Raw genomic sequence first — 22,640 nt, forward strand, 5'->3', positions numbered from 1 at the left:
CGAACAAAAGCGGCCGCGGGCGCTCAGGTGCCCGCGTTCGGCCCCACGTCGAACTCGTCCGACGGGTCCGACGGGTCGGCCTCCCCGTAGCCCGTGAACTGGAGCAGCTGTGAGGCTCGGTCCGCCTTCGCGAGGAACACCTCGGTGAGTGCGGGCGGGTTGCTGATGTCGGTCTGCTCGAGGAGCGACTGCGGTACGGCGAGTGTGTCCGCGGGGACCCCATCCTCGCCGCGCACGGCCAGGTGGGCCGTGTCCAGTTTCATCACCAGCGGGCTGTCGACCCGGGTGACGCCGCTCCCGTCGTGGTAGAGTTGTTCGGCGACGCGCTCGTGCTGCTCGCGCTGCATCACGGGCTCGTCGCCCTCGGACGGCGTGACGTACAACCGCCCGAAGTAGTAGCTACTCGAGAACGATTCGAACATGCTGTGCACTTGTATGGAAGACATTGACACCCAAAAGGGTACTGGGCAGTATTTATATCGGACCGCAAATCGACCGACTGCGACCGAGAAAACGGTTCTGAACGGTCCCGCACGAACGGGTGAACCGTCCGAACGGTGGTGGAGGTTTTTAGGGTAGACAGACCTAGGAGCGGGTGATGAAGCGCACACTCGCCGTACTGGCCTGCGTCATGCTCACCGTCGCAGCCCTCCCCGTGGCGGTCGCGGACCGCCCCGGCCCCTCGACGGCGGTCGACGCAGCCACCACGGACGACCCGGTCCAGACGCCACCCGGGGACAACAACTCCTCGAACCGGTCGATGGGTGGCGCGTTCTCCACGTTCGCCCAGTCGGCCGCCGCCGACGCCAACGGAGAGGTCGACAGCGGCATGTGGGGGGCCGCGTTCAACGGGTCCGGTGACAACGCGACGCGAGCCCGGCTCGTCGATGGCCGGACGAACGCCCTCGAAGCGCGACTCGACGCACTGCAGGAGCAGCGACAGCGGCTCCAGGAACGCCGTGACGAGATGAGCCGCGTGGCCTACCGCGCACAGCTGGCGTCGCTGACGAGCCGGCTCGCCGCCCTCGGCTCCGCACTGAACCAGACCGAAGACGCCGCCCGCGAGGCCGGCGTGAACACCACCCAGCTCGACCGTATCCGGCAGAACGCGAGCGAGCTCACCGGCCCGGAGATCGCCGAGATGGCCCGCGAACTCGGTGCGGGCGGTCCGCCCGAGAGCGTGCCCGGCCTCGACCGCGAGCGCTGCGAGGAGGACCGTCCGAACTGCGGGAACGAGACCGGCGGCACCGGCGAGGGCGGGCCCGGCGACAACCCCGGTCAGACCGAGGAGCAGCGCGGGAACGTCTCCGACGGCCCGGGAAACGGGCCCGGTGGCGCTGACGACGGCGCTGGCGGCGACAACGGCTCCGACGGTGACGGCCCCGGTGCAGGAACCGGCGGCAACGGCGGTAACGGCGGCGACGGTGACGGCGAGACCGACGACGCCAGCATCCACCCGGCCGACACCGTCCTGCTCGAGCCGATTCGCCAGGCCACAGTCTGAGTGACGGCGGCGGACCGGAGGGGTGACGCTTTTACGCGCTAATCGCCAAGGCACAGCTAGATGGATTCAGCGGCGTTGCTCGACCTGCTCGGGAACGAGAACAGACGGCGTATCCTGCGCCTGCTCGCTCGGAAACCGTGCTACGTGACCGAAATCAGCGAGTACCTGAGCGTCAGCCCCAAGGCCGTCATCGAGCACCTCCGGAAGCTCGAGGACGCCGGGCTCATCGAGAGCCACACCGACGACCAGCGCCGCAAGTACTTCCACATCGCGCGCAACCTCCGGCTCGAGGTCAACGTCTCCCCCTACGCCTTCGCGACCAAGAGCGCCTACCCCGCCTCGAAGAGCCTCGACATGACCACGTGTCGCCACCTCAAGCTCGACGTGCAGTACTCCGAGGAGGGCGAGAACACGAACGACCTCGTCGCCGACCTCTCTCGGCTGGAGGAACTCGAGAACGAGCTCTCGATGGCCCAGCGCTGGGTCCAGGGCCGCATGACCGACGTGCTCGACCGCATCACCGAGTCCGTGGGGGCTGGCAGCGACAGCCGGCTCTACGCGGACGTGCTGCTCACGGTGCGCTCGGAACCGAAGTCCGCCGTCGAGATCGGGAACAGCGTCGACGCACCGCCGGGGATGGTCGAGGACGTGCTCGCGGACCTGCAGGACAACGGGCTCGTGCGCTACGGCTCCGATGGCTGGCAGCTCGCCGACTGACTACCAGCGCAGGTCGTCCTCGAACTCGTCCGGGTCGCTCGTGAGTCCCGTCCGCAGGTCGGAGCCGAAGTAGTACCCGACGAGCGCGCCGACCAGCCCGAGGCCCGCCCCGAGCGCGAGCAGCAGCTGGCCGTTCGCGAACGCGATAAAGCGCAGGCTCGTCAGCACGGTCGTCACGAGCCCGACACCCGCACCCGCCAGCGCCGTCTCGGGGTAGCGACCCTTCGACGTGCCGAGCCCGTAGAGGAACGCCGCGCCGACCAGGCCCGCCCAGCTCGCCAGCCCACCGAGGACGGGGACGAACCCACCCGCAACGTAGCCCACGGTCAACAGCAGCGTCGCCAGCAGGAACGACTTCGGATTGAAGTAGCCCCGCCAGCCCTCGCCGTCGGACTCGGACTGCTGGGACTGCTCGGCCTGCGTCGACGAGTCCGAGCCGAAGCCGAGGTCGAAGCCGCCGTCGTCTTCCTGCGCGGTGGAGGGCGTGCTCCGGGTGGACCGCTCGGACTGACGCTTCTCGCCGGTGTCCCCGCCGCCGCCGTCGAGGTCCGAGAGGAGGTCGTCCGTCTCTGCGAGGAGCTCGTCCGTCGACTTGTCGACGGTCTTCTCCTCCGAGCCGTCTGCCATGGGTGGATGTATCGGGTGTTCGGACAAGAGCCTTTTCGTCGGTCGGGAGTGGAGGCGATGGGCTGTGTGGGTCCGAAACCCCCAGAGTCCACCCGCGACCCGAGTTCCGTAGCCGAACGACTTTTAGGCCATCCGACCATAGCCGGAGTAGCGAGTTTTATGAATGGAAACACTCCGTACGCTGGTCTTCCGGGCAGCACGCAGGCAGGGAAGCGTGCGTCCGCCGACGTGCCCGAGCTCACGGCGGAACAGAAGCGGCGGCTCCGCGCGGACGTCTCCCGAATCGCCGCTCTGACCCGGGAGTTCCTCCCCGACGAGTACGTCGTCGACGGCGACATCTCCAACGGCGTCGGCGGCCCGCAGGCGACGGTCGCCGTCCAGCCGCCGATCGGCAACCCCATCAGCGCGGGCTTCACGCCGGACGTCGACGAGTTCGACGACGACGACCTCATCGACCCCGAGGACCAGGCGGAGGTCGCCCGCGGACTGGCTGCCTCGGCGGCGCTCCAGGTGAAACAGGCGCTCTCGGGCTCCGTGACGCCGACGGCACGCTGACGGAACCGTCATCTTTACTCCGGGCAGTCACGTTCTCCGCGGTCCATGCCACCCATCCAGACGAAAGTCCTCGGCATCATCGAACGCGACGGCGAGCACCTCCTCCAGCGGCTCACGGACCCCGGCGAGGGCGACTTCTACCGACCCATCGGTGGCGGCATCGAGTTCGGCGAGGCGAGCGCAGCGGCGCTCGAACGCGAATTTCGGGAAGAACTCGGCGTCGATATCGCGGCCGGACCGACGCTCGGCACCATCGAGAACCGGTTCAGCTGGGATGGCGAGCCCGACCACGAACTCGTCGTCCTCCGCGAAGCGACGTTCGCGGACGAGTCGCTGTACGGGCGCGAGCAGTTCTCGGGCGTCGACGACGGCGGGGCCGTCGAGTACGATGCGGGCTGGTTCGACCTCGAATCGGTGCAGGATGGCCCGGAGCCGCTGTACCCCGAGGGACTGGTCACCCTGCTCGACGGCGACGGCGACGGTGCGGGTCACGTCGCCGAGCGCTGAGACCGCAGAATCAGACCACTCACTTCCCCCAGAAGGGGTCCCGCTTGCGCTGCTTCTCCAGGTACATCGACAGCGCCTCGCGCTCGTCCATCGGGATCTCCTCCTTCAGCTCCTGTTCGAGGATCTTCGCGTGCTTCTCGGGGAGCTCGATCCAGAGCTCGTCGCCCTCCTCTATCTGCCGGCCGACGGTGGGGCCGTCGATGGCGACCGAGACGCGGTTGCCGGCGCGGGCCTCGTCGACGTCCTCGCCCTGCTCCTGGATGCCCTTGAGTTCGCCGACGCGGACGGGGTCGTTGCCGTCGAACTTCACGACGTACTGGTTCTTCTTGACGGTGCCCGAGAGGATCTCGACGCCGACGACGGCGGGGTCGTTCTGTCGGAAGGTGTGGTCGTCGAGGATCTGGAAGCGGGCGGGCCGGGCGATGTTCTCCAGCACGGTGTCCTGCTGGGACTGGCGCTGGTCCTCGACGAACGTGTCGTACTCCTCGACGAGCTGGTAGATGACGTCGTCGGTGTATATCTTCACGTCCTCGACGTCGGCGCGGTCGGCGGCGTCGCCGAGCACGTCGACGTTGAAGCCGAGGATGGCGCGGTGGAGCTCGTCCTCCGCGGTGGAGGCGACGGCCACGTCCCGCGGGGCGATGTCGCCGACCTCGGCGCGGACGATGGGTATCTCGGCCTCCGAGAGCGCGTCGGCCATCGCTTCGAGCGAGCCGAGCGTGTCGGCCTTGACGACGACGCCGTCCTCCTCGGTGTCGACGGCGACCTGGGCGAGCTCGGCGCGGACCTCCTCGATGACCTCGTCGAGGTCGCGGTCGCCGACGACGCGGATGGGTGCGCCCGCCATCGCCTCGTCGAGGTCCGGTGCGGCGACCTTGATACCGGCGGCGGCACCGACGCTCTCGACCTGTTCGAAGCGGCTCTCGGTGCGAATCTCGGCGAGCGGGCGGGGCTGGAGGAGGGCGCGGACCTCGGTGACGATGGGCTGGTTCTCGCCCCCGACGACGATGGTGTCGTCCTCGTGGATGGTGCCGTCGTAGAGCACGATGTCGACGGTGGTGCCGAAGCCGCGCTCCTCTTTCACCTCGAGGACGGTCCCGACGCCGGGGCCGTCGACGTCGATGGCCATCTCCTCCTTCATGTACCGCTGGGAGAGCCCCATCATGACGGCGAGGAGGTCCGGGACGCCCTCGCCGGTCATCGCGGAGACGGGGACGACGCCGATGTTGTTCTGGAAGTCCTGCACCCGCCAGTACATGTCGGCGGAGAAGCCCTGATCGGAGAGCTCGCCGATGATGGCGTAGAGCCGGTCGTCGAGGTCGCCGCGGACGCGGTCGGACTGCGCGTCGTAGGACGGCTTGATGGGGCTGTCCTCGTTGGGGTTCCAGCCCGGCACCGTGTCGACCTTGTTGGCGGCGACGATGAAGGGCGTCTGGGTGTTCTGGAGGATGTTGATGGCCTCCAGCGTCTGTGGCTGGAAGCCGTCGTTGACGTCGACGACGAGGACGGCGATGTCGGCGAGCGCGCCGCCGCGGGAGCGCAGGGTGGTGAAGGAGTGGTGGCCGGGCGTGTCGATGAACAGCAGGCCGGGCAGGTCGAAGTCGTCGGGGTCGACCAGCTCGCCCGCCATGTCGGAGACCACGTCGAGCGGGACGGCGGTCGCGCCGATGTGCTGGGTGATGGCCCCGGCCTCGCCCTCGATGACCGCCGAGCCGCGGATCTTGTCGAGCAGGCTGGTCTTGCCGTGGTCGACGTGGCCGAGGACCGCGACGATGGGGGTTCGAAGTGCGTCCGCCGATGTGTCCGTGGGGGTTGTATCCGAATCCGACATGAGTGCCACCCTGAAGAAGTGTCGTCTAAACCTTCGCAGGACGGCGTATAACTCCACCGTTACGCCACGGCCGGTGGAAGCGGTTCACACGGAGCGACCCATTCATGTGCGCCGCGCGAGCAGCGTGAGCCATGCCCAGCATCGGCGACCACTACCGACCGACCGGCGACGACGCGCCCGTCTACCGTGTCGTCGGCGTCACCGACGAGGTGGCGCTGCTCCGGGTCACCGACGAGCACGGCCGCCGCGAGAGCACAGGTGACGTGCGCCACGTCGCGACGGACCAGCTCGACGCCGAGTTCGAGGCCGCGGCCGACCCTGACGCCGGATTCCGACCCGTCGCCGGGCTCCGGAACGCGCTCTCGGGACTGTACTGGCAGTTCCGTCGGTTCCTGTGACAGACGGGACGCGAATCCGGCGCGTCAGCCGTGCGTCCGACCGTCCCCGTGGCGTTTATTACCGGTCGTGGGGAAAGGCCATAGTATGCCAGACGTACTCGCTGAGAACCTGTCGGACAAGAACGTGATGGGTTCCGACGGTACCGAACTCGGCATCGTGTACAACATCACGATGGACCTCAAGAGCGGCGAACTCCACCACCTCCTCGTCGACCCGCACGAGGACACGCCGACGCGCAGCGTCTCCTACGAGCGAGACGAGGGCGGTCGCTTCCGCATCCCCGTCGGACACGTCCAGGCGGTGAAGGATTACATCGTCGTCGAACGCTAGATGTACGTTCTCGACTCCTCCGCATTCATCAACGAGTACCACACGTCCAACGACACCGCCACCATCCCGATGGTCCGGGAGGAGCTGGAAGGCGAGAGCGTCTACCGCTACGACGCCATGGAGGGCGCGGGGATGCACATCCACATCCCCGACTCCGAGACGACCGAACGGGTCAGACGCGCCGCCCGCGAGACCGGCGACCTCTCCGTGCTCTCGGACACCGACGTTCGCCTCGTCGCCGCCACGTTCGAGCTCGACGGCACGCTCGTCACCGACGACTACGCGATGCAGAACGTCGCCGAGAAGCTGAACGTCGCCGTCGAGGTCATCGCCCGTGACGGCATCGACGAGCGCCGAGACTGGCTGTTCCAGTGCCAGGGCTGTGGCCGTGAGTTCGACGAACAGAAGGACCGCTGCCCGATCTGCGGCAGCCCGCTCTCCCGCAAGAACCCCTCGAACTCCTAACCCTCCGTCTGTTCGAGGCCCCGCTCGATCAGCTGTCTGAGGACCGCCTGCTCGGTGAGGTCGTACTCGCGGGCGAGCCGCTCGATGCGCTCGCCCACGTCGTCCTCGCAGACGACCGCGTAGCGCTTTGCCATCTTCCGTGGCTACGTTCTGTAAGTCGAAAAACCTTCGTCAGACGGCTGTACGACACGTCAGAGCAGCCACAGCAACGCCTCGGTTCCGCCACCCTCGCCGCCGGTTGCGTAGGTCGAGTAGAACGAGAGGACGTTGTAGCTCCCGTGGATGACCGCCGGGACGACGACGTTCTCGGTGCGGGCGTACACCCCGCCGAGGACGAGCGAGAGGACGAAGATCGCGGCGAGCGTGGTCGCGACGCCACCGAGGCTCGCCCCGCCAGCGGAGTACGCCGGGATGTGGACCAGCGAGAAGATGACGCTCGCGAGCACCACTGCGACCGGCCGGGTCACTACGTCGTACAGCGACTTCTGGATGACGTTGCGGTACAGCAGCTCCTCGCCCGGGCCGACGACGAGCAACTGGGCGACGAGCACGAGCAGTATCACCTCAGGCGTCGCGCTGATGATGGAGTCCGTGCTGCTGTGCTCGGCGGGAGAGAGCCCGAGCAGGTCGAACAGTGAGATGACCGCGAGGAAGCCCAGGATGAGGATGACGAACCCCCCGATCGTCCAGGCGACGTCACGCAGCGACGGCAGTTCGACGTCGACGAACGACCAGTCCCGGCCCGAGTTTTCCAGGTACGCCGCCGCGACGATGAGCGTCCCCAGACCGAGGCTCAGGAACGTGATGAGCTGGACCTCGAGACCGCCGTCCGGGACCGGGCCGAGCACGCTGACGGTGACGAGGTACAGGGCGATCTGGATGACGAACAGCAGCGCGAGGCTCCCGAACCCGAGCAGGAGGAACCGGACGAACGTCTTGAAGATGTCGACGGGGGAGCCACCGCCCCTCGGGGAGGAGCTGCCGCGCCCGTCGGCGAAGCTTTCGTCCATGTCCGTGGGTATCGGCGCGAACAGTATAGGTTCTCTGCTACTCGATACGGAGCGTGCGCTTCTCCTCGACCGCGTCGGCCTCGGGGAAATCGCCGCCGCCGAGCAGGCCACGGGCCGCGTTCTTCCCCCACTCGACGGCTGGCTGGACGAACGTGTCGACGCCGTACAGCTCGCCGGCGAGCACGCAGGCTGCCTCCATCGCGTACAGCAGCTCGCCGAGCCCGTGCTCGTCCACGCGGTCGATCTCGACCCGGACGTTCGGGCGGCCCGCCGCCGCGAGGCTCGCCTCCGTGGCCTCGAACTCGGCGTCGAGCAGGTCGCCCAGCCCCGTCCCGCCGAGGTACGACAGCGCCTCGAACTCCGTCTCGGGGATAGCCCGGTCCTCGCGCTCGCGCGGCCGGACGAACGTCACCATCTTGTCCCGGGGGCCGGCCCGGTAGAGCTGGAGCTGGGAGTGCTGGTCGGTCGCACCGAGTGCCCGTGCCGGCGTCTGGCCGAGCCCGTCCTTGCCCAGACTCTCCGCCCAGAGCTGTGCGAACCACTCCGCGAACGTCTCCAGCGACTCCGCGTAGGGGAGCATCGCGTTCACGCTCGCGCCCCGCACGTCCAGCGCGTAGCAGATGGCACCGTAGGCGTAGGCGGGGGATTCGAACAGCGAGTCCGAGAGCTGCTCCTTCTGCGCGGCCGCCCCCGCGACGAGCGCGTCGAGGTCGTGGCCCTGGATGGCCGCACACGCCAGCCCGACCGTCGAGAGCGCCGCGAACCGTCCCGGGACGCCGTCTGGCACCGGCAGCGACGGCAGGTCGTGCCGGTCGGCCAGCTCCCGGAGCGGCCCCGACTCGCCGGTCGTGACGAACGTCCGGTCGGTCCAGTCGACGCCCGCCTCCTCCATCGCATCGCGCACGACGAGGAAGTTCGCCAGCGTCTCCGCCGTCGTCCCCGACCGCGACACCACGTTCACCGTCGTCGATTCGAGCGGGAGGTCGGCGAGCAGCCCCGCGACCTGCTCCGGGTCGACGTTGTCGAGGAAGTGCGCCTCGACGTCGGACTCCAGCGCGTCCGCGATGGTCGCCGCGCCAAGCGCGCTCCCGCCGATACCGACCGTCAGGACCGCCTCGCTGTCGGAAAACGGCTCGACCGCCGCCTCGATGGCGTCCGTGTCGACCGTCTCCGGCAGCGCGAGCGCCGCGTATCCGTGCTCCCGGTCCGTGATGCCCTGCTCGATTCGCTCGTGTGCCGCCGCGACCTGCTCGTTCAGTCTGTCCAGGTTCTCCCGCGAGATTCCGGGCGACGCCTCCGCGGAGAGCGCGTTGCCGATGTCCACGTTCATATCTGGAGCGTCGACGGTTCGAGTGAAAGGCGTTCTCATCGCTCCCGTGTCCGGCTGACTGCAACGAGACAAGGACCAGCCGGCACGGCGCGCGGCTGGCGAGACGCCGAGCGAAGCGAGGGTGTCGAGCCATCCGCGCGAGGGATGAGCGAGGGAGCCTGCGACCGAGAGAATCGGTTGGGGAGGCGTGAGGTGCGGTGCGGTCGCGGGGTGGGACCGAAAGGGGCGAGACGTTCGACGACGGCGGCCGACGCAAGGACCGCAGGTACGAGGACCGGTCACGGGACGCGAGTGTCTCGTGAGCACACCGGAAATCTCCGATTTCCGGGGACGTAGCGAGGCCCCCGAGTCGAACGTCTCGGGGCTTTCTGGCTACCGTCGGAACCAGCTCACGTGATACTGTAACTCGAAACGAGAGCCATAGACACCCAGTTCAGTCACAGAATCGGCTCGGACTCGCCGTACACCGCCAGTACCACCGTGGTCGTGTAGGTCCCGGGCTCCACCGACGCACTCTCCACCCGAACGTGCGGGTCGCCGAAATCCCAGTCACGCAGCGATTCTCCTGCCGCCAATCCACGCCGCACGCGCTCGGAGATGTCGGCCTCGTCGGTCGGGCCGGCCGCCTCGTAGAACAGCCCGCCGTCGGGCGAGGTAGCCCAGGCGAGCCCTGCCGAGACGTGGCCGGGCTCGGTCGCCGTGGCACAGGCTTCGACCACCGTGAGGCGGTTCCCGACGGGACCGAGGTCGGGGGCAGTGCCGGCGAGCTCGACGGTCGCGTCGGCCGGGATGACCGACGAGACGGCGACGAGGTTGTAGTTCTCGACGCCGGCCGCCGCGAGGGCCGCGTCATAGGCGGCCATCTCGGTCGGGCCGGTGGCGTGGCCCCAGACGATGCGGATGGGCTCCATGGTCGAGCGAGTCGGCGCGGGAGAAAGGAAGTTGCGGTTCGCGGTCCCGGAGTCCGCGGTTCGGTGTCGACTCGCCGTTCAGTAGTGGTACGTCGCGTGGCCGGCCGAGGGGACGAACTCGCCGCCGTCGTCGGCCTCGATCTTCTCCAGTGCCTCGACGAAGTCGGTCTTGCGGACCTCGGTGCGGCCGTCGCGGATGGCGAACATGCCGGCCTCGGTGGCGACGCTCGCGATCTCCGCGCCGGAGTAGCCCGCCGTCTCCTCGGCGAGGTCGGCGAAGGTCACGTCGTCGGCGACGTTCATCTGCTCGGTGTGGATCTCGAAGATGCGCTCGCGGCCCTCCGCGTCGGGCTCGGGCACCTCGATGAGACGGTCGAACCGGCCGGGGCGGAGGATGGCGCGGTCGAGCATGTCGAAGCGGTTCGTCGCGGCGATGATGCGGATGTTCCCCCGGGCCTCGAAGCCGTCCATCTCGGAGAGCAGCTGCATCATCGTACGCTGGACCTCCGCGTCGCCCGAGGTCTTGGACTCCGTGCGCGTCGCCGCGATGGCGTCGATCTCGTCGATGAAGATGATAGCGGGCTCGCGCTCCGAGGCGAGCTCGAACAGGTCACGCACCAGCCGGGAGCCCTCGCCGATGAACTTGCGGACCAGCTCTGAGCCGGCCATCTTGATGAAGGTGGCGTCGGTCTCGTTCGCGACGGCCTTCGCCAGCATCGTCTTCCCCGTCCCCGGCGGGCCGTACAGCAGCACGCCCGACGGCGGGTCGATGCCGACCGTGTCGAACTTCTCGGGGTTGATGAGCGGCTCCTCGACGGCCTCGCGGACCTCGCGGACCTGCTCGTCGATGCCGCCGATGTCGGCGTACTCGACCGCGGGGCTCTCGTCGACCTCCATCGCCTGCGCGCGGGCGTCGGTCTCGCTCGCCAGGATGGTCTGGACCGAGAACGAGTCGTTGACCGCGACGCGGTCGCCCGCCTGCAGCTCCTCGCTCATCCGACGTGAGACGTCGGTGAGCACCTCCTGGTTGTTGCCGTGCTGCTTGACGACCGCCTCCTGTGCCTCCTCGTCGATCTCCTCGACGGTCGCGATGTAGAGCGAGGACGTCTTCAGCGCCTCGTTCTCCCGCTCCGTCTGGTCGACCTCTTCTTTCAGCTCGTCGCGGCGCTCGTGGGCGGCCTCCAGCTGGCTGGAGAGCTTGTCGTGCACCTCTGTGACGTCGGTGAAGTGCTCGCGCAACGCCGAGAGCCGCTCTTCCTCCGACATGTCCGGGTCGAGGTCTAACCGCGGACGGTCGGGCAGCGAAGGACTCCGGGACATGAGTTATCGGTCGTATGCGATGGGCGTAAAATAGCCTTTGGGTTGGGGAGAGAGCCCGAGTGCAGAAGGTTCATAATCGTCGGTCCTCAGGCCACCTTTTTCATCGTCGGGTCGCTCGCTCCGCTCACGGCCGACCACCTTTTTCATCGTCGGGTCGCTCGCTCCGCTCACGGCCGACCACCTTTTTCATCGTCGGGTCGCTCGCTCCGCTCACGGCCGACCACCTTTTTCATCGTCGGGTCGCTCGCTCCGCTCGCGACCACTCCTCGAAAAAGCTGGGCCAAAAAGGGCCGCGACTCGCTGCGCTCACGGGTCGCTTCGCTCCCCGTTCGCAGTCGCGGTTCTCGCTCGCTGCGCTCGCTCCGAACCGCGCACCGCTCGTCGCGGCGAAACGGCCGCTCGCTGCGCTCGCGGCCGTACGTCGACTGTCACCGCCACCGCACTACTCCCCGACGAGTTCCTCGTACTGTGCCCCCGTCTGCTTGAGCGTCTCCGTCGAGTAGAGTCGTTCGTGGTCGACCGGAAGGTACTCCGTGGCGAGCTCGTCGACCTTCTCGTCGACCGCGTCGGGATCGCGGCCGTGAATCATGGTGAAGAGGTTGTACGGCCAGTCCTGCTCGGGCCGGCGCGGGCGGTGGTAGCAGAGGGTGACGTACGGAAGCTCGCCCACCGCCAGCCCGCGCTCGTCGAGCTCGTCGTCGGGCACGTCCCAGACGACCATGCAGTTGTTCGAGAAGCCGGTGACGACGTGGTTAACGATGCAACCGACGCGCTTGATGCAGCCGCCGTCGCGGAGCCGTTCGACGCCCGCTAACACCATCTCGACGGTGACGTCCTCGTCCAGTTCCGGGGCTATCTCGGCGGCGATGTCGCGGTACGGCGTCTCCGAGAGCGGGAAGCCCGACTGGATGGCGAGCAGGAGCTCGGCGTCGAACCGCGAGAGGTCGCCCGTCGCGTTCTCGGAGATGCGCGTCGCGGAGACCTCGGTGGACTCGACCGACTCCCGTGCGAACCGGTCGGCGTTGACGACCGGGAACTCCAGGTCGATGTAGTAGTCCGTCAGCATCGGGAGGTTGAGGACTTCACAGCCCGTCTCCGCCTCGATCTCGTCGAGGATGCGGTCCCGCGTCTCTCTGGACCCGGCGGTGACGACGAACCACATGTTCCAGTCGTGCTCGCGCCGGTAGTTGTGGTTCACCTGCTGGTAGCCGTTGATGACCTCGGAAACCTCGTCGAACCGGTCCTCCGGGGCCTGCACCGCCGCGAGCGTCGAGGAGCCGATGACCGGCGGGTTGAGGACGGCCCCGAAACGCCGGAAGACGCCCTCGTCGCTGAGCCGCTTGACGCGCTCGAACGCCTCGGACTCCGTGACACCCAGCTCCTCCCCGACGATGCGGAACGGGCGCTCGGCCACCGGGAAGCCCGACTGGTAGCCGTCGATGAGGCGGGCGTCGACCTCGTCTACCTCCTCGCGCCAGTCGCCCGACTGCGTGTTCATCGTCGGCGCTAGGGACCTGTGCAAGGTACGTGTTTCGAAGGGCGATGCGAGTGCACACCGTCACCGGCGACTCCCACGACCCGAGAACGGACCGGGCGACTTTTCCTCGGACCGTCCCAACGGAGCCGTATGGCACAAGCGACCCGCGAGTACGGCGAATGGCCCCTGAAGCGGCTGATGACGGAGGTCGTCGGCTCCGGCCACAAGTCCGCGGAGGACATGGACCGGGCGCAGGCCCGCGAGGCGTTCCAGCGCATCCTCGGCGGCGAGCCCGACCCGACGACACTCGGGGCGTTCTGGCTGGCGAACCGCTGGAAGCGCAACAACCCCGAGGAGCTGGCTGCCTACACGGACGTGATGCGCGAGGAGAGCGTCGTCACGGCCGAGCCGGACTGCGACCCCGTCGACTGCGGCGCGAACTACGACGGCAAGGGCCGGACGGCCATCCTCGGCGTCGGCGCGGGCATCGTCGCCGCCGCCGCGGGCACACCCGTCGTCGCCCACAGCGGCGACCGCGTCCCGACGCAGAAGCAGGACGCCTACAAGCACGTGCTCGACGCGCTCGGCGTCCGGACCGAACTGTCCCCGGATGAGAGCGCCGACATGGTGGACGACACCGGCTTCGGCTTCTACTACCAGCCAGCGTTCAACCCCGGCATCGACGAGCTGTTCGAGCGCCGCGACCAGATGGGCGTCCGGACGTTCGTCAACACCATCGAGACGTTCGCCAACCCCGCCAACGCCGACGTCCACCTCGGCTCGTTCTACCACCTCGCGTTCGCGAAGAAGACCTGCAACACGTTCGCCGCGAGCGAGGAACTCGATGTCGGCAAGGTCGTCATGTTCCAGGGCATGGAGGGCTACGACGACATCCGACCCGGCTACACGAAGGTAGCCGAGTGGAGAGCAAGCGAGGACGAGCTCACGGACTACGAGATCGAGACCGCCGAGTTCGGCATGGACTTCGAGGAGGCCGACCTCGGCGTCGACGACGTGGCCGCGGACTCCGCCGCCATCACCGAGGCCGTCCTCTCGGGCGTCCGCGACGACCAGTTCGCCGACGCCATCGCGCTCAACGCCGCGTTCCGGATGTACGCCCGCGACGACGTCGACTCGCTGGACGAGGGGCTGGAACTCGCCCGCGAGACCATCGCGTCGGGCGACGCCGCCGCGGTGCTCGAGGATCTGCGCGCGTTCTGACTGCTGTCTTCCGTCGTTCCGCCTTCACTCCGCCGCGCTGTTCTCACGCGTCCGTTCGACGACGGCGTACGTCCCGGGGACTGCGCCGTGTCGCGTCTCGAACCGCGTGTCGCGTACCTCGCGGACCGTCCAGCCGTCGGCGAACGCTGCCCGCACGTCGTCGTGCGAGACCGGCGTCGGCCCGTCGTCTGCCGGCGCGTCGGCTCCGAAGGCCACGAGGAAGACCCGGCCGGCCTCGGCGACCACGTCGGCCAGCGCATCGACGTACCGCTCGCGGTCCGCACCGGCGTAGACGTGGAACATCCCGCTGTCGACGACCGCGTCGAACGGACCGGCGACGGCGTCGAGCTCGCGCACGTCGTCGACGTGGAACGTCGCCGCGACGCCGTGCTCGTCGGCCTTCGACCGGGCCCGCTCGACGGCGTTCTCGGAGACGTCGACCCCGACCACGTCGTGGCCCTGGCTCGCGAAGTGGACGGCGTGCGTGCCGGTGCCGCAGCCGGGGTCGAGCACGCGCCATCGCTCCGGGCGGTCGGCGACGCCCGCGAGTGCCGGTTGTGGTTCGCCGGTGTCCCACGGAGCCGCGTCGCGCTCGTACGCCTCGTCCCACCAGGCAGCAGGGTCGTCGGACATGGGCTCGAACCGAGTGGTCAGGCTGTAATCACGATTACGGTATCCCGCCGTCTGACGGGTGCTTTTCCCCGCCGGAGTCGAAGCCCCGGTATGGACGCCCGACCCCTGTACGCCGCCGACCACGAGCTCGTCGACGCCGCAACCGAGACGCTGGCAGCCAGATTCGACCCGGACCGCCACCGCGTCGCCTCCGCGCTCCGGGCCGCGGACGGCACCGTCTACACCGCCGTGAACCTGAAGTCGACCGTCGACCAGGCGACGGTCCACTGCGAGCCGGTCACCCTCGAGAACGCACTCGCCGACGGCCACGAGTCGTTCGACTGCTCGGTCGCGGTGCGGTTCCGGGACGACGACGCCGCGAACGAGGCGGTCGTCATCTCGGCCTGCGGCGTCTGCCGGGAGCTGCTGTACGACTACGACCCGTCGCTCGACGTCATCGTGAGACTCGACGGCGAGCTGCGGAAGGTCGCGCTCTCGGAGCTGCTGCCGGCGCGGGCCTGAGACAGCCGCCCGACGGGACGGCTACTCCTCCTCGACGGGGATGGCGACGCTCGCGAGCCGGTCGCCGCCCTTCACGGTCGCCTCGCGGGTAATGGCGTAGCAGATGCCGTCGCGGGTGCTCTCGACGCGTTGGAGCACCTCGTACGTCGAGGGGTGGTACACCTGACCGAGGTGGTCGCCGGTCTCGACGAGCTGTCCGAGTTCGAGTGCCGGGTTCGGCCGGAACAGCCCCGACTCCTCGGCGTCGACCCGCCCGAGGTGGTTCCGGGCGACACGTGGCGGCTCCCCGGCGATGACCTGCCCATCGAGGACGTCGAGGTGCCGGAGGACGTTCAGCACGCCCCGGACGCCCGTCGCGACCGCGTCCTCGACGATCTGCTTGTTGTGGGCGAGCTCGGGTGTGATTGCCGGGATGCCCTCCGCGCTGGCGGCGACACGGAGCTTGCCGTCGAAGCCCCGACGGTGCCAGGCCTCGGGGGCGTCCCCGCCCGAGGGTTCGGCGAGCAACATGTCGGTGCCGAACGCCTCCGCCAGCTCGCGCGAGTGGTCGTCGCCCTGCGTGAACACGGTGTGGGTGAGCATCGACGGGCTCCCCGTGTGGAGGTCGACGATGGCGTCGGCGTCGCCGGCGTACGTCCAGAGCGTCGCCGCCATGCGCTGGTGGAGGCTGCCGTCCGACTCGCCGGGCCAGACGCGGTTCATGTTCGGGTTGACCGAGTCGAGCACCTCCGGCGTGGTGTAGGAGACACGGTCGAACGTGAGCGGGTTCGCGACCGGCACCGCGACCAGCTTCCCGGCGAGGTCGGTCGTCGGCAGCTCGTCGTGGAGCCGGCGGAGGACCTCGGTCCCGTTTATCTCGCGGCCGTGCTGGGCCGCCTGCACGTACACCGTCGGTCCGTCCTCCGGGCCCTCGTAGCTGTGAACCGTGGTCGTGACCTCGACGCCCGAGGGGAGTCGGGCGAGTGTCACGCGCTCGCGTCGGTGACGCGCCGAGCGGGTCATTCGTTCGAAGATTTCGACGGCCTCGGTATTGAATCCATGGGGGCACGCTGGGGTGACGAGTCGCCGACACGAACGGGACGGACCGCCAGCCAGACGGCCGCGACGGACTCCCGTCAGTGTATCCACAAGGTTTTCCCGAGCCGGCTCCTGGGTGGGAGTATGAGCAAGACCGCAACCATCCGCACGAACCACGGCGACATCGAGGTCGAGCTGTACGACGACCGGGCCCCGAAGACCGTCGAGAACTTCGTCAACCTCGCGGAGCACGACCCGGCCGCGAACGACGACCCAGCAGTCGAGACGGCGACGTGGGAGGACCCCGAGACGGGCGAGACACGCGGCGACTCGCTGTACGCGGGCGTTCCGTTCCACCGCGTCATCGGCGACTTCATGATCCAGGGCGGCGACCCGACCGGCACCGGCCGCGGCGGCCCCGGCTACGAGTTCGAGGACGAGTTCCACGACGACCTCCGCCACGACGGTCCCGGCGTGCTCTCGATGGCGAACTCCGGCCCGAACACCAACGGCAGCCAGTTCTTCATCACGCTCGCCGCACAGCCCCACCTCGACGGCAAGCACGCCGTCTTCGGCAAGGTGACCGACGGCATGGACGTCGTCGAGAAGATCGGCTCGCTCCCGACCGGCCCCCGCGACCAGCCCCAGGAGGAGGCCGTCATCGAGGGCATCGACGTCCACGAGTAACGCCGACAGTCGACCACGAGTTCTCGGTTCACCCCGTCAGTCAGGGAGTACGCTCTTTTCGCTGCCCCTCGATGTGCCACCATGCTCCGACGTCTCCGGGAGACAGGCCCCGGACTGCTCGTCCCGCTCGCGTGGACGTTCGCCGCCGCCGCTCACGTCGAACTCGCGGGGCTCGAGGCCGTCCGGATCGGCATGGTCGTGATGGACGTGCTCCTCGTCGCGTTCACCCTCCTCTCATGGCGCGACATGCAGGAGGGCGTGCTGCTCGCCTGGAAGGTCGTCCTCCTCGTCGGCATCGTGCTGAACGCCGTCGGCACGGCCGCCGTCTTCGCCGACCCGGTGAACACCACGCTCGCGAAGGTCGCCGTCGCCGGCTGGATGCTCGTCCCCGCCGGCGCGTACCTCTACACCGGCGAGAACGTCGACCGCGCCCCCCGCGTCTATCAGGTCGGTGCAGCCCTGAGCGCCGTCGGGGCGGGGGCGTACCTGCTCTCGCCCGTCCTCTCGGCTTCGGAGCCGGTCGCCCTCCTGGGCTTCGCGCTCGTCGGCGTCGGCCAGACCGCCGGCATCCTCGCCGCCGTGTGGTCGTACTGACCACCGACGGGACGACAGTCGACCGAACCGACACACGAAAGTCGGCCCGGCCCCGAACGCGAACCATGAGCGACGCCGAGGACGCCCACACGCCGAGCGAGATCGGCGAGTCCGACGCCCCACCGGTCGAGGAGAAGCCCTACAAGATAATCTTCGAGGCCAACAAGTGCTTCGGCGCGGGCAAGTGCGCCGAGGTGTCCGCGAACTGGGACCTCGACATCGACACCGGGCTGGCCCGTCCGAAGACCTACTTCTTCGGCGAGGACGAGCTCGACCACAACGTCCGCGCCGCCGAGGTCTGTCCCGCGAAGAAGGAACGCGGCATCATCCACGTCGTCGACCGTCGCACCGACGAGGAGATCGCCCCCGACCCGAACGGCGACGGCACCCTCAGCGTGGACTGGTAAGCGAAACCGTATTGAACGCCCCGGGTGAATCCCCGACCGCGCGAGGGTGGCTGAGCCAGGCCAAAAGCGGCGGACTTAAGATCCGCTCCCGTAGGGGTTCGCGGGTTCGAATCCTGCCCCTCGCATACCGACTCGAACGCCAGTGAGAGACGTGTATGCGAGAAAGGATTCGAACCAGGGAGGGCGCGCGCAGCGAGAGGGAGGCGTGACCGCTAGGGAGTGCGCAGCGGAGCGGTGAGCGCCAGCGAACCGTGGAGCGAAGCGAGCACGTCCGACCGTGGTTCGAATCCTGCCCCTCGCATACCGACTCGAACGCCAGTGAGAGACGTCTGTGCGGGCGGGGGAGGTCGTTCGGGCCCATCCCCCACTCGAAGCCCACACCCGGGCAGCCGACCGGGAAATGACAGCGGCACGAGGTGAAGATGCCGGGGAGTGAGGGCCAGCGAGCCACGCCAGTCGCTGGCGTCGACATCGGGCTCGCAGAAAGCGGCTGCCGGGCATGGCGAGGCAGCCGCCGCGACCAACGCGACCTGTGGTCATGACAGATGTCTCGTCGGCCGGGCCCCGAATACTCAGGAACCACAACCGAATACATCGCAGGAACACGTAAATATAACGGTCAGTGACAAATCACCGAACGACAGTTTCGGCGGCTCGAACCGCGAGCCGTACACAACGGCGGTCTTATGTCCATGGATGGACGACAACTGCCATGACCAGCCTGGTGACCGAGCGGCAGGCGGACCGGATCGTATCGGCGTGCCGGACGACCATCGGCGACAGTCTACGGTCAGTGACGTACTTCACCCGCGACGACTTCGAGCAGCTGTACCTGCGGAGCGACCTGGAGCGGGACGCGGACCTGACGACGTTCGTGGGTCACGAGTGGCGGGGGTTCAAGACGACGCAGGCGGCGTACCAGCAGTCCGAGCTGGGGGAGTACGAGTACACCATCCGCGTGTTCGAGAACGGCTTCCTCGTGCGGGTGACGACGGAGACGGAGGGCGTGTTCGTCACGACCGACGGGCTGACGCTGTCGAACTTCGACGAGGTCGAGATGGCGGTCCGGGGTGTGCTGAACGCCGACGAGAAGGCGGAGGCGTCGGAGTAGCCGAGTCCAACGCCTAGTTTTTTAACCGGGAGGTGTGTCGATTACCAGTGACATGTCATCGCAAGAAGTCCGTCTCACGAGCACACTCGGGAGCTACACGGCGACCGGCAAACTGCACTCGCTGAGTGTCTGGTTCATCCTGGCGCTCAGACTGATGATGGGAATCGCGTTCTTCCAGAGCGGCATCGACAAGGTGCTCTCGGGGAGCTTCAGCGCGTCGGGCTACCTACAGAACGCGCCCCCGGCGAACGGGAGTCCCGTGGCGGACCTGTTCGTCACGATGGGCGAGACAGGCTGGTTCGTCGACTTCGTGAACATCGCGGTCCCGTGGGGCGAAGTGCTCATCGGCCTGGGCCTCATCGTTGGCCTCCTGACTCGACTGGCCGCGTTCTGGGGCGCGTTCATGATGCTCCTGTTCTACCTGGGCAACTGGGACATCTCCCACGGCTACATCAACGGTGACTTCGCCTATATGCTCGTGTTCCTCTCCGTCGCCGCCTTCGGGGCGGGGCGCATCCTCGGACTCGACGCAAGGGTCGAACAGTACGACGTCGGCGGGCAGCCGCTCGTCGAGGCCTACCCGTGGATGCGCTACCTGCTCGGCTGAACGGGACGGACCGGCACGGAACGTAACGTCCATCCTTTTCGACGGCCTAGCGTGGGTCATGACATCCGAGTCCGCCGAGCACGCCTTCGAGCGCCACGACGCGTTCACGCGGGAGGACGACGGCTACGACCTGACGACGACCCCGTTCGACGTGCGGGCGACCGCGTCGAGCACCGACGACGACCGGACCGCCTTCGAGGTGACCGTGCGGCTGCCGACGCTCGACGCCGTCGTCGCCGACGAGACGGTCCCACCGGTCGTCGAGGACGGCTGGTACGAGACGCTGGCGCTCCGCCTGGAAGACTCGTTCGACCCGACGAAGACCGTCGACCACGACGAGCCGACGGTCGAGCGCCGCGGCGAGACGGTCGTCGCGACGTTCAGCTACCGCTCCGGACGGGTGAAGACCTGTGTGGAGGACGCGAAGGTCCTCGCCGAGTTCGCGGAGGGAACGTACGTACAGGGGCTGATTCCGGGCTACGACTACGAAGAACCGGCCGGCGACCTGCTCACGACCGCGACGAACGGCGGGGGCAGTGGGTGGTGACCTCGGCTCAGTCCATCGCGATGTAGGTCTGTGTGTCCTCGACGCCGCGAATACTCTGTATCTTCGAGGCCGCGATGTCCTTGACCGCGCCCGGGGAGTCGACGGTCACCTTCGCGATGATGTCGACGTCGCCGGCGACGATGTATGCGTGTTCGACGCCCTCGCTCGCCTCGATGCTCTCCTTCAGTCTGTCCGCCTCGCCCGTGTTCGCCTTGATCATGATGTACGCTGTGACCACGATCAGACACCTCCCGCGGGTGCCGCCCGGCTGGCGTCGCCGACGATGAGCCGGCGCACGTCGGCGAGCACGTCGAAGTCCGCGAGCACGACCACACGGTCACCGAGCTCGAGCGACTCGTCGGGGTCCGGGATCATGAGCGAGCCCTCGGCCTTCCCGAACGCGATGACGGTCGCGTCAGCCGGGAGCTCGACCTCCGAGAGCGAGTAGCCCCGCATCGGCGACTCCTCGGTCGCGGTGAGCTCGACGAGCTGGAGGTTCTGTGCGATGTCTGCGATGGCGTGGATGTCGCCACCGAGCAGTGCGTTCTTCGCGCCGATGGCGCCCAGCCGCTCCGGGTAGACGATCTCGTCGACCGCGTCGGCGTACTTCCGGTAGATGTCCTCGCGGTAGTCCTCGTCGATGCGCATGATGGTGCGTGCGCCGTTGTGGTCGGCGATCATGCAGGCCGCGAAGTTCGTGTTCAGGTCCCCCGTCAGCGCACCGACGGCGTCGGCCTCGGCGATACCTGCCTCCTCCAGAACGTCCTCGCGGGAGCCGTCCCCTTCGACGACATCGAAATCCTGTTCGCGTGCACGCTTGATCTTCCGTTCGTCGCGCTCGACGAGCGTGACGTCGTGCCCCTCGTCTCTGAGCACGCGCGCCGTGCGCAGTCCAACTCGACCAGCGCCAATGATAACGAACCGCATATCACAGCATACGCTCACCCACCTTGAATAACTTACCCTGGCGGCGGTCCCCGTGCCGGGGGAAGGTTTTTGCCATGTGACATAGTACCACAGCACGAATGGTTCACGCGTTCATCATGGTGAAGACCGCAGCGGGAAAGTCAGAGGAACTCCTCGATTCGATCCGTGGCCTCGACGCGGTGACCGAGGCCCACATCGTCGCCGGTAACTACGACATCATCACCGAGGTCGACGCCGACGAGGTGTACGACGTGCTGCACACGGTGACGGGGGAGATGCAGAAGCTCGGTGGCGTCGCCGACACGAAGACCTACATCTCGCTGCAGTAACGAGCCGCGTCGCCCTGGCGCTAGTGCTCCAGTTCCTGGACGTCGTACTCCTCGGCGAACGAGAGTGCCTCCTCGCGCTGCTTCCGGAGCCGCGGCGGCAGCTCGGCGTAGACCGAGTCGAACACTTCCTCGGGCTCGGCGGGCTCCTTCGCCTCGGCGCGGTCGACGGCATCGGAGAGCTCCTCGTCGGCCTCCTCGTGGATGGTCTCGACGTACGCGTCGTTGATGAGCCCCTGGTCGCGGAGGTACTCCTCGTACCGGTCGAGGGGGTCGCGGGTCCGCCACTCGGGCAGGTCCGACTCCTCCTCGCGGTAGCGCGAAGGGTCGTCGCTGGTGGTGTGTGCACCCTGTCGGTAGGTCAGGCTCTCGACGAGGACGGGCTCGCCGTCGCGGGCGGATTCCAGCGCGCTGGCGACGAACTCGAGCACCGCGAGCGGGTCGTTCCCGTCGACCTGGCCGCCGGAGAAGCCGTACGCCTCGGCACGGTCGGCGATGGACGCCGCCGCAGTCTGTCGGTCGCGTGGGAGCGAGATGGCCCAGTTGTTGTTCTCACAGAAGAACACCGTCGGCGTCTCGAAGACGCCGGCGAAGTTCAGCCCCTCGTGGAAGTCGCCCTCCGATGTCGCGCCGTCGCCGAAGTAGCAGACGACCGCGCCGTCGTCGTCGCGGTAGTTCATCGCCATCCCCGCGCCGGTCGCGTGGGGGATCTGCGTCGCGATGGGGACCGCCTGCGGGAACACCGGGAGCGTGTGGCCGGAGTCGAACTCCGCCCGGCCGCGCCGGAACAGCAGCAGGTCGCTCATCGGGACTCCACGGGCGATCTGCATCGCGTTCGAGCGATACGTCGGGAACAGCCAGTCCGACTCCGCCATGGCGTGTGCCGCGCCGACCTGCGACGCTTCCTGCCCCTTGAACGGCGGGTAGCCGCTCATCCAGCCGCGACGCTGGAGCGCCAGCGCACGCTCGTCGAACCGGCGCGCCCGGACCATGTCTCGGTAGAGCGTCCGGGCCTGTTCGGGCGAGAACGGCGTCTCCTCGACGTCCCGTTCTCCGATGACTCGATGCATGTTGGTTGC

General features: G+C 68.1%; 30 protein-coding genes and 1 tRNA gene. 17 read left to right on the forward strand and 14 right to left on the reverse strand.

The genetic code is table 11. The features are described 5' to 3' along the window. Nucleotides 1-23: 23 nt before the first annotated feature. A complete protein-coding gene (locus NOW55_RS13630) occupies nucleotides 24-422 on the reverse strand; it encodes a DUF5802 family protein (protein ID WP_256400662.1) in 399 nt (132 codons plus the stop codon). Between the two features lie 176 nt (nucleotides 423-598). Here NOW55_RS13630 and NOW55_RS13635 point away from each other — a divergent pair, with 176 nt between their 5' ends. Beyond that, nucleotides 599-1,504 (forward strand): hypothetical protein, encoded by a 906-nt coding sequence (locus NOW55_RS13635; protein WP_256400663.1) that lies wholly within the window; start codon nucleotides 599-601, stop codon nucleotides 1,502-1,504. A 60-nt stretch (nucleotides 1,505-1,564) separates the two neighbouring features. Then, entirely contained in the window at nucleotides 1,565-2,221 is a 657-nt protein-coding gene (locus NOW55_RS13640) for an ArsR/SmtB family transcription factor (RefSeq protein WP_256400664.1), read from the forward strand. On the opposite strand, the gene NOW55_RS13645 is transcribed toward NOW55_RS13640, so the two are convergent. After that, entirely contained in the window at nucleotides 2,222-2,848 is a 627-nt protein-coding gene (locus NOW55_RS13645) for a DUF8526 domain-containing protein (RefSeq protein ID WP_256400665.1), read from the reverse strand. A gap of 159 nt (nucleotides 2,849-3,007) precedes the next feature. Between NOW55_RS13645 and NOW55_RS13650 the strand changes: the two genes are divergently transcribed. Beyond that, nucleotides 3,008-3,403, forward strand: a complete 396-nt coding sequence (locus NOW55_RS13650) for a DUF5811 family protein (protein WP_256400666.1) — start codon at nucleotides 3,008-3,010, stop codon at nucleotides 3,401-3,403. A gap of 45 nt (nucleotides 3,404-3,448) precedes the next feature. Next, nucleotides 3,449-3,910: an NUDIX hydrolase gene (locus NOW55_RS13655; RefSeq protein WP_256400667.1), complete on the forward strand. Its 462-nt coding sequence runs from the start codon at nucleotides 3,449-3,451 to the stop codon at nucleotides 3,908-3,910. Nucleotides 3,911-3,929: 19 nt separating this feature from the next. Here the strand turns inward: NOW55_RS13655 and infB are convergent, their stop codons facing one another. Continuing rightward, nucleotides 3,930-5,741 (reverse strand): translation initiation factor IF-2, encoded by a 1,812-nt coding sequence (infB, locus tag NOW55_RS13660; protein ID WP_256400668.1) that lies wholly within the window; start codon nucleotides 5,739-5,741, stop codon nucleotides 3,930-3,932. 131 nt (nucleotides 5,742-5,872) lie between these two features. Here infB and NOW55_RS13665 point away from each other — a divergent pair, with 131 nt between their 5' ends. The 3 genes from NOW55_RS13665 (at nucleotide 5,873) to NOW55_RS13675 (ending at nucleotide 6,935) form a co-directional block, all read left to right on the forward strand. Continuing rightward, nucleotides 5,873-6,139: a hypothetical protein gene (locus tag NOW55_RS13665; protein WP_256400669.1), complete on the forward strand. Its 267-nt coding sequence runs from the start codon at nucleotides 5,873-5,875 to the stop codon at nucleotides 6,137-6,139. Nucleotides 6,140-6,224: 85 nt separating this feature from the next. Then, on the forward strand, nucleotides 6,225-6,470 hold the full coding sequence (locus tag NOW55_RS13670) for a PRC-barrel domain-containing protein (RefSeq protein WP_089736018.1): 246 nt from the start codon (nucleotides 6,225-6,227) through the stop codon (nucleotides 6,468-6,470). Further along, nucleotides 6,471-6,935, forward strand: coding sequence for an NOB1 family endonuclease (locus NOW55_RS13675; protein ID WP_256400670.1), 465 nt, complete (start codon nucleotides 6,471-6,473; stop codon nucleotides 6,933-6,935). It begins immediately after the preceding gene. On the opposite strand, the gene NOW55_RS13680 is transcribed toward NOW55_RS13675, so the two are convergent. The 6 genes from NOW55_RS13680 to ahbB form a co-directional block, all read right to left on the reverse strand. Further along, nucleotides 6,932-7,069: a CopG family transcriptional regulator gene (locus NOW55_RS13680; RefSeq protein WP_256400671.1), complete on the reverse strand. Its 138-nt coding sequence runs from the start codon at nucleotides 7,067-7,069 to the stop codon at nucleotides 6,932-6,934. The two genes, NOW55_RS13675 and NOW55_RS13680, sit on opposite strands and share 4 nt — an antisense overlap. A gap of 57 nt (nucleotides 7,070-7,126) precedes the next feature. Continuing rightward, complete coding sequence (locus tag NOW55_RS13685) at nucleotides 7,127-7,945, reverse strand: CPBP family intramembrane glutamic endopeptidase (RefSeq protein WP_256400672.1); 819 nt, start codon at nucleotides 7,943-7,945, stop codon at nucleotides 7,127-7,129. 37 nt (nucleotides 7,946-7,982) lie between these two features. Further along, nucleotides 7,983-9,275 carry a phosphoglucose isomerase-related protein gene (locus NOW55_RS13690; protein WP_256400674.1) on the reverse strand — a complete coding sequence of 431 codons (1,293 nt, stop codon included), beginning with the start codon at nucleotides 9,273-9,275 and terminating at the stop codon, nucleotides 7,983-7,985. A 437-nt stretch (nucleotides 9,276-9,712) separates the two neighbouring features. Continuing rightward, nucleotides 9,713-10,186, reverse strand: a complete 474-nt coding sequence (locus NOW55_RS13695) for a pyruvoyl-dependent arginine decarboxylase (RefSeq protein WP_256400675.1) — start codon at nucleotides 10,184-10,186, stop codon at nucleotides 9,713-9,715. 78 nt (nucleotides 10,187-10,264) lie between these two features. Continuing rightward, on the reverse strand, nucleotides 10,265-11,506 hold the full coding sequence (gene pan2 / locus NOW55_RS13700) for a proteasome-activating nucleotidase Pan2 (protein ID WP_256400676.1): 1,242 nt from the start codon (nucleotides 11,504-11,506) through the stop codon (nucleotides 10,265-10,267). A 442-nt stretch (nucleotides 11,507-11,948) separates the two neighbouring features. Further along, the gene (gene ahbB, locus NOW55_RS13705) at nucleotides 11,949-13,004 is read right to left on the reverse strand and encodes a siroheme decarboxylase subunit beta (protein WP_256400677.1); all 1,056 of its coding nucleotides are present in this window, start codon (nucleotides 13,002-13,004) and stop codon (nucleotides 11,949-11,951) included. A 129-nt stretch (nucleotides 13,005-13,133) separates the two neighbouring features. On the opposite strand from ahbB, the gene NOW55_RS13710 reads away from it, so the two are divergent. Further along, a complete protein-coding gene (locus NOW55_RS13710; protein ID WP_256400678.1) occupies nucleotides 13,134-14,204 on the forward strand; it encodes an anthranilate phosphoribosyltransferase in 1,071 nt (356 codons plus the stop codon). 24 nt (nucleotides 14,205-14,228) lie between these two features. Here the strand turns inward: NOW55_RS13710 and NOW55_RS13715 are convergent, their stop codons facing one another. Then, entirely contained in the window at nucleotides 14,229-14,837 is a 609-nt protein-coding gene (locus tag NOW55_RS13715) for a class I SAM-dependent methyltransferase (protein ID WP_256400679.1), read from the reverse strand. 90 nt (nucleotides 14,838-14,927) lie between these two features. Between NOW55_RS13715 and NOW55_RS13720 the strand changes: the two genes are divergently transcribed. Beyond that, entirely contained in the window at nucleotides 14,928-15,338 is a 411-nt protein-coding gene (locus tag NOW55_RS13720) for a cytidine/deoxycytidylate deaminase family protein (RefSeq protein ID WP_256400680.1), read from the forward strand. Nucleotides 15,339-15,359: 21 nt separating this feature from the next. Here the strand turns inward: NOW55_RS13720 and NOW55_RS13725 are convergent, their stop codons facing one another. Then, entirely contained in the window at nucleotides 15,360-16,340 is a 981-nt protein-coding gene (locus NOW55_RS13725) for a succinylglutamate desuccinylase/aspartoacylase family protein (protein WP_256400681.1), read from the reverse strand. Between the two features lie 159 nt (nucleotides 16,341-16,499). Here NOW55_RS13725 and NOW55_RS13730 point away from each other — a divergent pair, with 159 nt between their 5' ends. From NOW55_RS13730 to NOW55_RS13760, 7 genes are all read left to right on the forward strand, one after another. Further along, on the forward strand, nucleotides 16,500-17,042 hold the full coding sequence (locus tag NOW55_RS13730) for a peptidylprolyl isomerase (protein ID WP_256400682.1): 543 nt from the start codon (nucleotides 16,500-16,502) through the stop codon (nucleotides 17,040-17,042). Nucleotides 17,043-17,123: 81 nt separating this feature from the next. Continuing rightward, nucleotides 17,124-17,636, forward strand: a complete 513-nt coding sequence (locus tag NOW55_RS13735; protein WP_256400683.1) for a hypothetical protein — start codon at nucleotides 17,124-17,126, stop codon at nucleotides 17,634-17,636. Between the two features lie 65 nt (nucleotides 17,637-17,701). Then, a complete protein-coding gene (locus NOW55_RS13740; protein ID WP_256400684.1) occupies nucleotides 17,702-18,043 on the forward strand; it encodes a ferredoxin in 342 nt (113 codons plus the stop codon). Nucleotides 18,044-18,083: 40 nt separating this feature from the next. Next, nucleotides 18,084-18,168 (forward strand) — tRNA-Leu (locus NOW55_RS13745). A gap of 587 nt (nucleotides 18,169-18,755) precedes the next feature. Beyond that, nucleotides 18,756-19,154, forward strand: coding sequence for a DUF7522 family protein (locus NOW55_RS13750; RefSeq protein ID WP_256400685.1), 399 nt, complete (start codon nucleotides 18,756-18,758; stop codon nucleotides 19,152-19,154). A gap of 52 nt (nucleotides 19,155-19,206) precedes the next feature. Next, on the forward strand, nucleotides 19,207-19,761 hold the full coding sequence (locus NOW55_RS13755) for a DoxX family protein (protein ID WP_256400686.1): 555 nt from the start codon (nucleotides 19,207-19,209) through the stop codon (nucleotides 19,759-19,761). A 58-nt stretch (nucleotides 19,762-19,819) separates the two neighbouring features. Next, nucleotides 19,820-20,308, forward strand: coding sequence for a DUF5813 family protein (locus tag NOW55_RS13760; protein ID WP_256400687.1), 489 nt, complete (start codon nucleotides 19,820-19,822; stop codon nucleotides 20,306-20,308). Between the two features lie 7 nt (nucleotides 20,309-20,315). Here the strand turns inward: NOW55_RS13760 and NOW55_RS13765 are convergent, their stop codons facing one another. After that, nucleotides 20,316-20,546, reverse strand: a complete 231-nt coding sequence (locus NOW55_RS13765; protein WP_256400688.1) for an Lrp/AsnC family transcriptional regulator — start codon at nucleotides 20,544-20,546, stop codon at nucleotides 20,316-20,318. Between the two features lie 2 nt (nucleotides 20,547-20,548). Continuing rightward, a complete protein-coding gene (locus tag NOW55_RS13770) occupies nucleotides 20,549-21,235 on the reverse strand; it encodes a potassium channel family protein (RefSeq protein WP_256400689.1) in 687 nt (228 codons plus the stop codon). 98 nt (nucleotides 21,236-21,333) lie between these two features. Here NOW55_RS13770 and NOW55_RS13775 point away from each other — a divergent pair, with 98 nt between their 5' ends. After that, the gene (locus NOW55_RS13775) at nucleotides 21,334-21,564 is read left to right on the forward strand and encodes an Lrp/AsnC family transcriptional regulator (RefSeq protein ID WP_256400690.1); all 231 of its coding nucleotides are present in this window, start codon (nucleotides 21,334-21,336) and stop codon (nucleotides 21,562-21,564) included. A 20-nt stretch (nucleotides 21,565-21,584) separates the two neighbouring features. On the opposite strand, the gene pdhA is transcribed toward NOW55_RS13775, so the two are convergent. Continuing rightward, nucleotides 21,585-22,631 (reverse strand): pyruvate dehydrogenase (acetyl-transferring) E1 component subunit alpha, encoded by a 1,047-nt coding sequence (gene pdhA, locus NOW55_RS13780; RefSeq protein WP_256400691.1) that lies wholly within the window; start codon nucleotides 22,629-22,631, stop codon nucleotides 21,585-21,587. Between the last annotated feature and the right edge of the window lie 9 nt (nucleotides 22,632-22,640).

This window comes from Haloarchaeobius litoreus (assembly GCF_024495425.1).
In the GTDB taxonomy this organism is placed as follows: Archaea; Halobacteriota; Halobacteria; order Halobacteriales; family Natrialbaceae; genus Haloarchaeobius; species Haloarchaeobius litoreus.

What these genes read in the sequence shown, in the direction of transcription:
- NOW55_RS13630 (WP_256400662.1), bottom strand. Translation starts at nt 422, where the DNA reads ATGTTCGAATCGTTCTCGAGTAGCTACTACTTCGGGCGGTTGTACGTC.
- NOW55_RS13635 (WP_256400663.1), top strand. Translation starts at nt 599, where the DNA reads ATGAAGCGCACACTCGCCGTACTGGCCTGCGTCATGCTCACCGTCGCA.
- NOW55_RS13640 (WP_256400664.1), top strand. Translation starts at nt 1,565, where the DNA reads ATGGATTCAGCGGCGTTGCTCGACCTGCTCGGGAACGAGAACAGACGG.
- NOW55_RS13645 (WP_256400665.1), bottom strand. Translation starts at nt 2,848, where the DNA reads ATGGCAGACGGCTCGGAGGAGAAGACCGTCGACAAGTCGACGGACGAG.
- NOW55_RS13650 (WP_256400666.1), top strand. Translation starts at nt 3,008, where the DNA reads ATGAATGGAAACACTCCGTACGCTGGTCTTCCGGGCAGCACGCAGGCA.
- NOW55_RS13655 (WP_256400667.1), top strand. Translation starts at nt 3,449, where the DNA reads ATGCCACCCATCCAGACGAAAGTCCTCGGCATCATCGAACGCGACGGC.
- infB (WP_256400668.1), bottom strand. Translation starts at nt 5,741, where the DNA reads ATGTCGGATTCGGATACAACCCCCACGGACACATCGGCGGACGCACTT.
- NOW55_RS13665 (WP_256400669.1), top strand. Translation starts at nt 5,873, where the DNA reads ATGCCCAGCATCGGCGACCACTACCGACCGACCGGCGACGACGCGCCC.
- NOW55_RS13670 (WP_089736018.1), top strand. Translation starts at nt 6,225, where the DNA reads ATGCCAGACGTACTCGCTGAGAACCTGTCGGACAAGAACGTGATGGGT.
- NOW55_RS13675 (WP_256400670.1), top strand. Translation starts at nt 6,471, where the DNA reads ATGTACGTTCTCGACTCCTCCGCATTCATCAACGAGTACCACACGTCC.
- NOW55_RS13680 (WP_256400671.1), bottom strand. Translation starts at nt 7,069, where the DNA reads ATGGCAAAGCGCTACGCGGTCGTCTGCGAGGACGACGTGGGCGAGCGC.
- NOW55_RS13685 (WP_256400672.1), bottom strand. Translation starts at nt 7,945, where the DNA reads ATGGACGAAAGCTTCGCCGACGGGCGCGGCAGCTCCTCCCCGAGGGGC.
- NOW55_RS13690 (WP_256400674.1), bottom strand. Translation starts at nt 9,275, where the DNA reads ATGAACGTGGACATCGGCAACGCGCTCTCCGCGGAGGCGTCGCCCGGA.
- NOW55_RS13695 (WP_256400675.1), bottom strand. Translation starts at nt 10,186, where the DNA reads ATGGAGCCCATCCGCATCGTCTGGGGCCACGCCACCGGCCCGACCGAG.
- pan2 (WP_256400676.1), bottom strand. Translation starts at nt 11,506, where the DNA reads ATGTCCCGGAGTCCTTCGCTGCCCGACCGTCCGCGGTTAGACCTCGAC.
- ahbB (WP_256400677.1), bottom strand. Translation starts at nt 13,004, where the DNA reads ATGAACACGCAGTCGGGCGACTGGCGCGAGGAGGTAGACGAGGTCGAC.
- NOW55_RS13710 (WP_256400678.1), top strand. Translation starts at nt 13,134, where the DNA reads ATGGCACAAGCGACCCGCGAGTACGGCGAATGGCCCCTGAAGCGGCTG.
- NOW55_RS13715 (WP_256400679.1), bottom strand. Translation starts at nt 14,837, where the DNA reads ATGTCCGACGACCCTGCTGCCTGGTGGGACGAGGCGTACGAGCGCGAC.
- NOW55_RS13720 (WP_256400680.1), top strand. Translation starts at nt 14,928, where the DNA reads ATGGACGCCCGACCCCTGTACGCCGCCGACCACGAGCTCGTCGACGCC.
- NOW55_RS13725 (WP_256400681.1), bottom strand. Translation starts at nt 16,340, where the DNA reads ATGACCCGCTCGGCGCGTCACCGACGCGAGCGCGTGACACTCGCCCGA.
- NOW55_RS13730 (WP_256400682.1), top strand. Translation starts at nt 16,500, where the DNA reads ATGAGCAAGACCGCAACCATCCGCACGAACCACGGCGACATCGAGGTC.
- NOW55_RS13735 (WP_256400683.1), top strand. Translation starts at nt 17,124, where the DNA reads ATGCTCCGACGTCTCCGGGAGACAGGCCCCGGACTGCTCGTCCCGCTC.
- NOW55_RS13740 (WP_256400684.1), top strand. Translation starts at nt 17,702, where the DNA reads ATGAGCGACGCCGAGGACGCCCACACGCCGAGCGAGATCGGCGAGTCC.
- NOW55_RS13750 (WP_256400685.1), top strand. Translation starts at nt 18,756, where the DNA reads ATGACCAGCCTGGTGACCGAGCGGCAGGCGGACCGGATCGTATCGGCG.
- NOW55_RS13755 (WP_256400686.1), top strand. Translation starts at nt 19,207, where the DNA reads ATGTCATCGCAAGAAGTCCGTCTCACGAGCACACTCGGGAGCTACACG.
- NOW55_RS13760 (WP_256400687.1), top strand. Translation starts at nt 19,820, where the DNA reads ATGACATCCGAGTCCGCCGAGCACGCCTTCGAGCGCCACGACGCGTTC.
- NOW55_RS13770 (WP_256400689.1), bottom strand. Translation starts at nt 21,235, where the DNA reads ATGCGGTTCGTTATCATTGGCGCTGGTCGAGTTGGACTGCGCACGGCG.
- NOW55_RS13775 (WP_256400690.1), top strand. Translation starts at nt 21,334, where the DNA reads ATGGTTCACGCGTTCATCATGGTGAAGACCGCAGCGGGAAAGTCAGAG.
- pdhA (WP_256400691.1), bottom strand. Translation starts at nt 22,631, where the DNA reads ATGCATCGAGTCATCGGAGAACGGGACGTCGAGGAGACGCCGTTCTCG.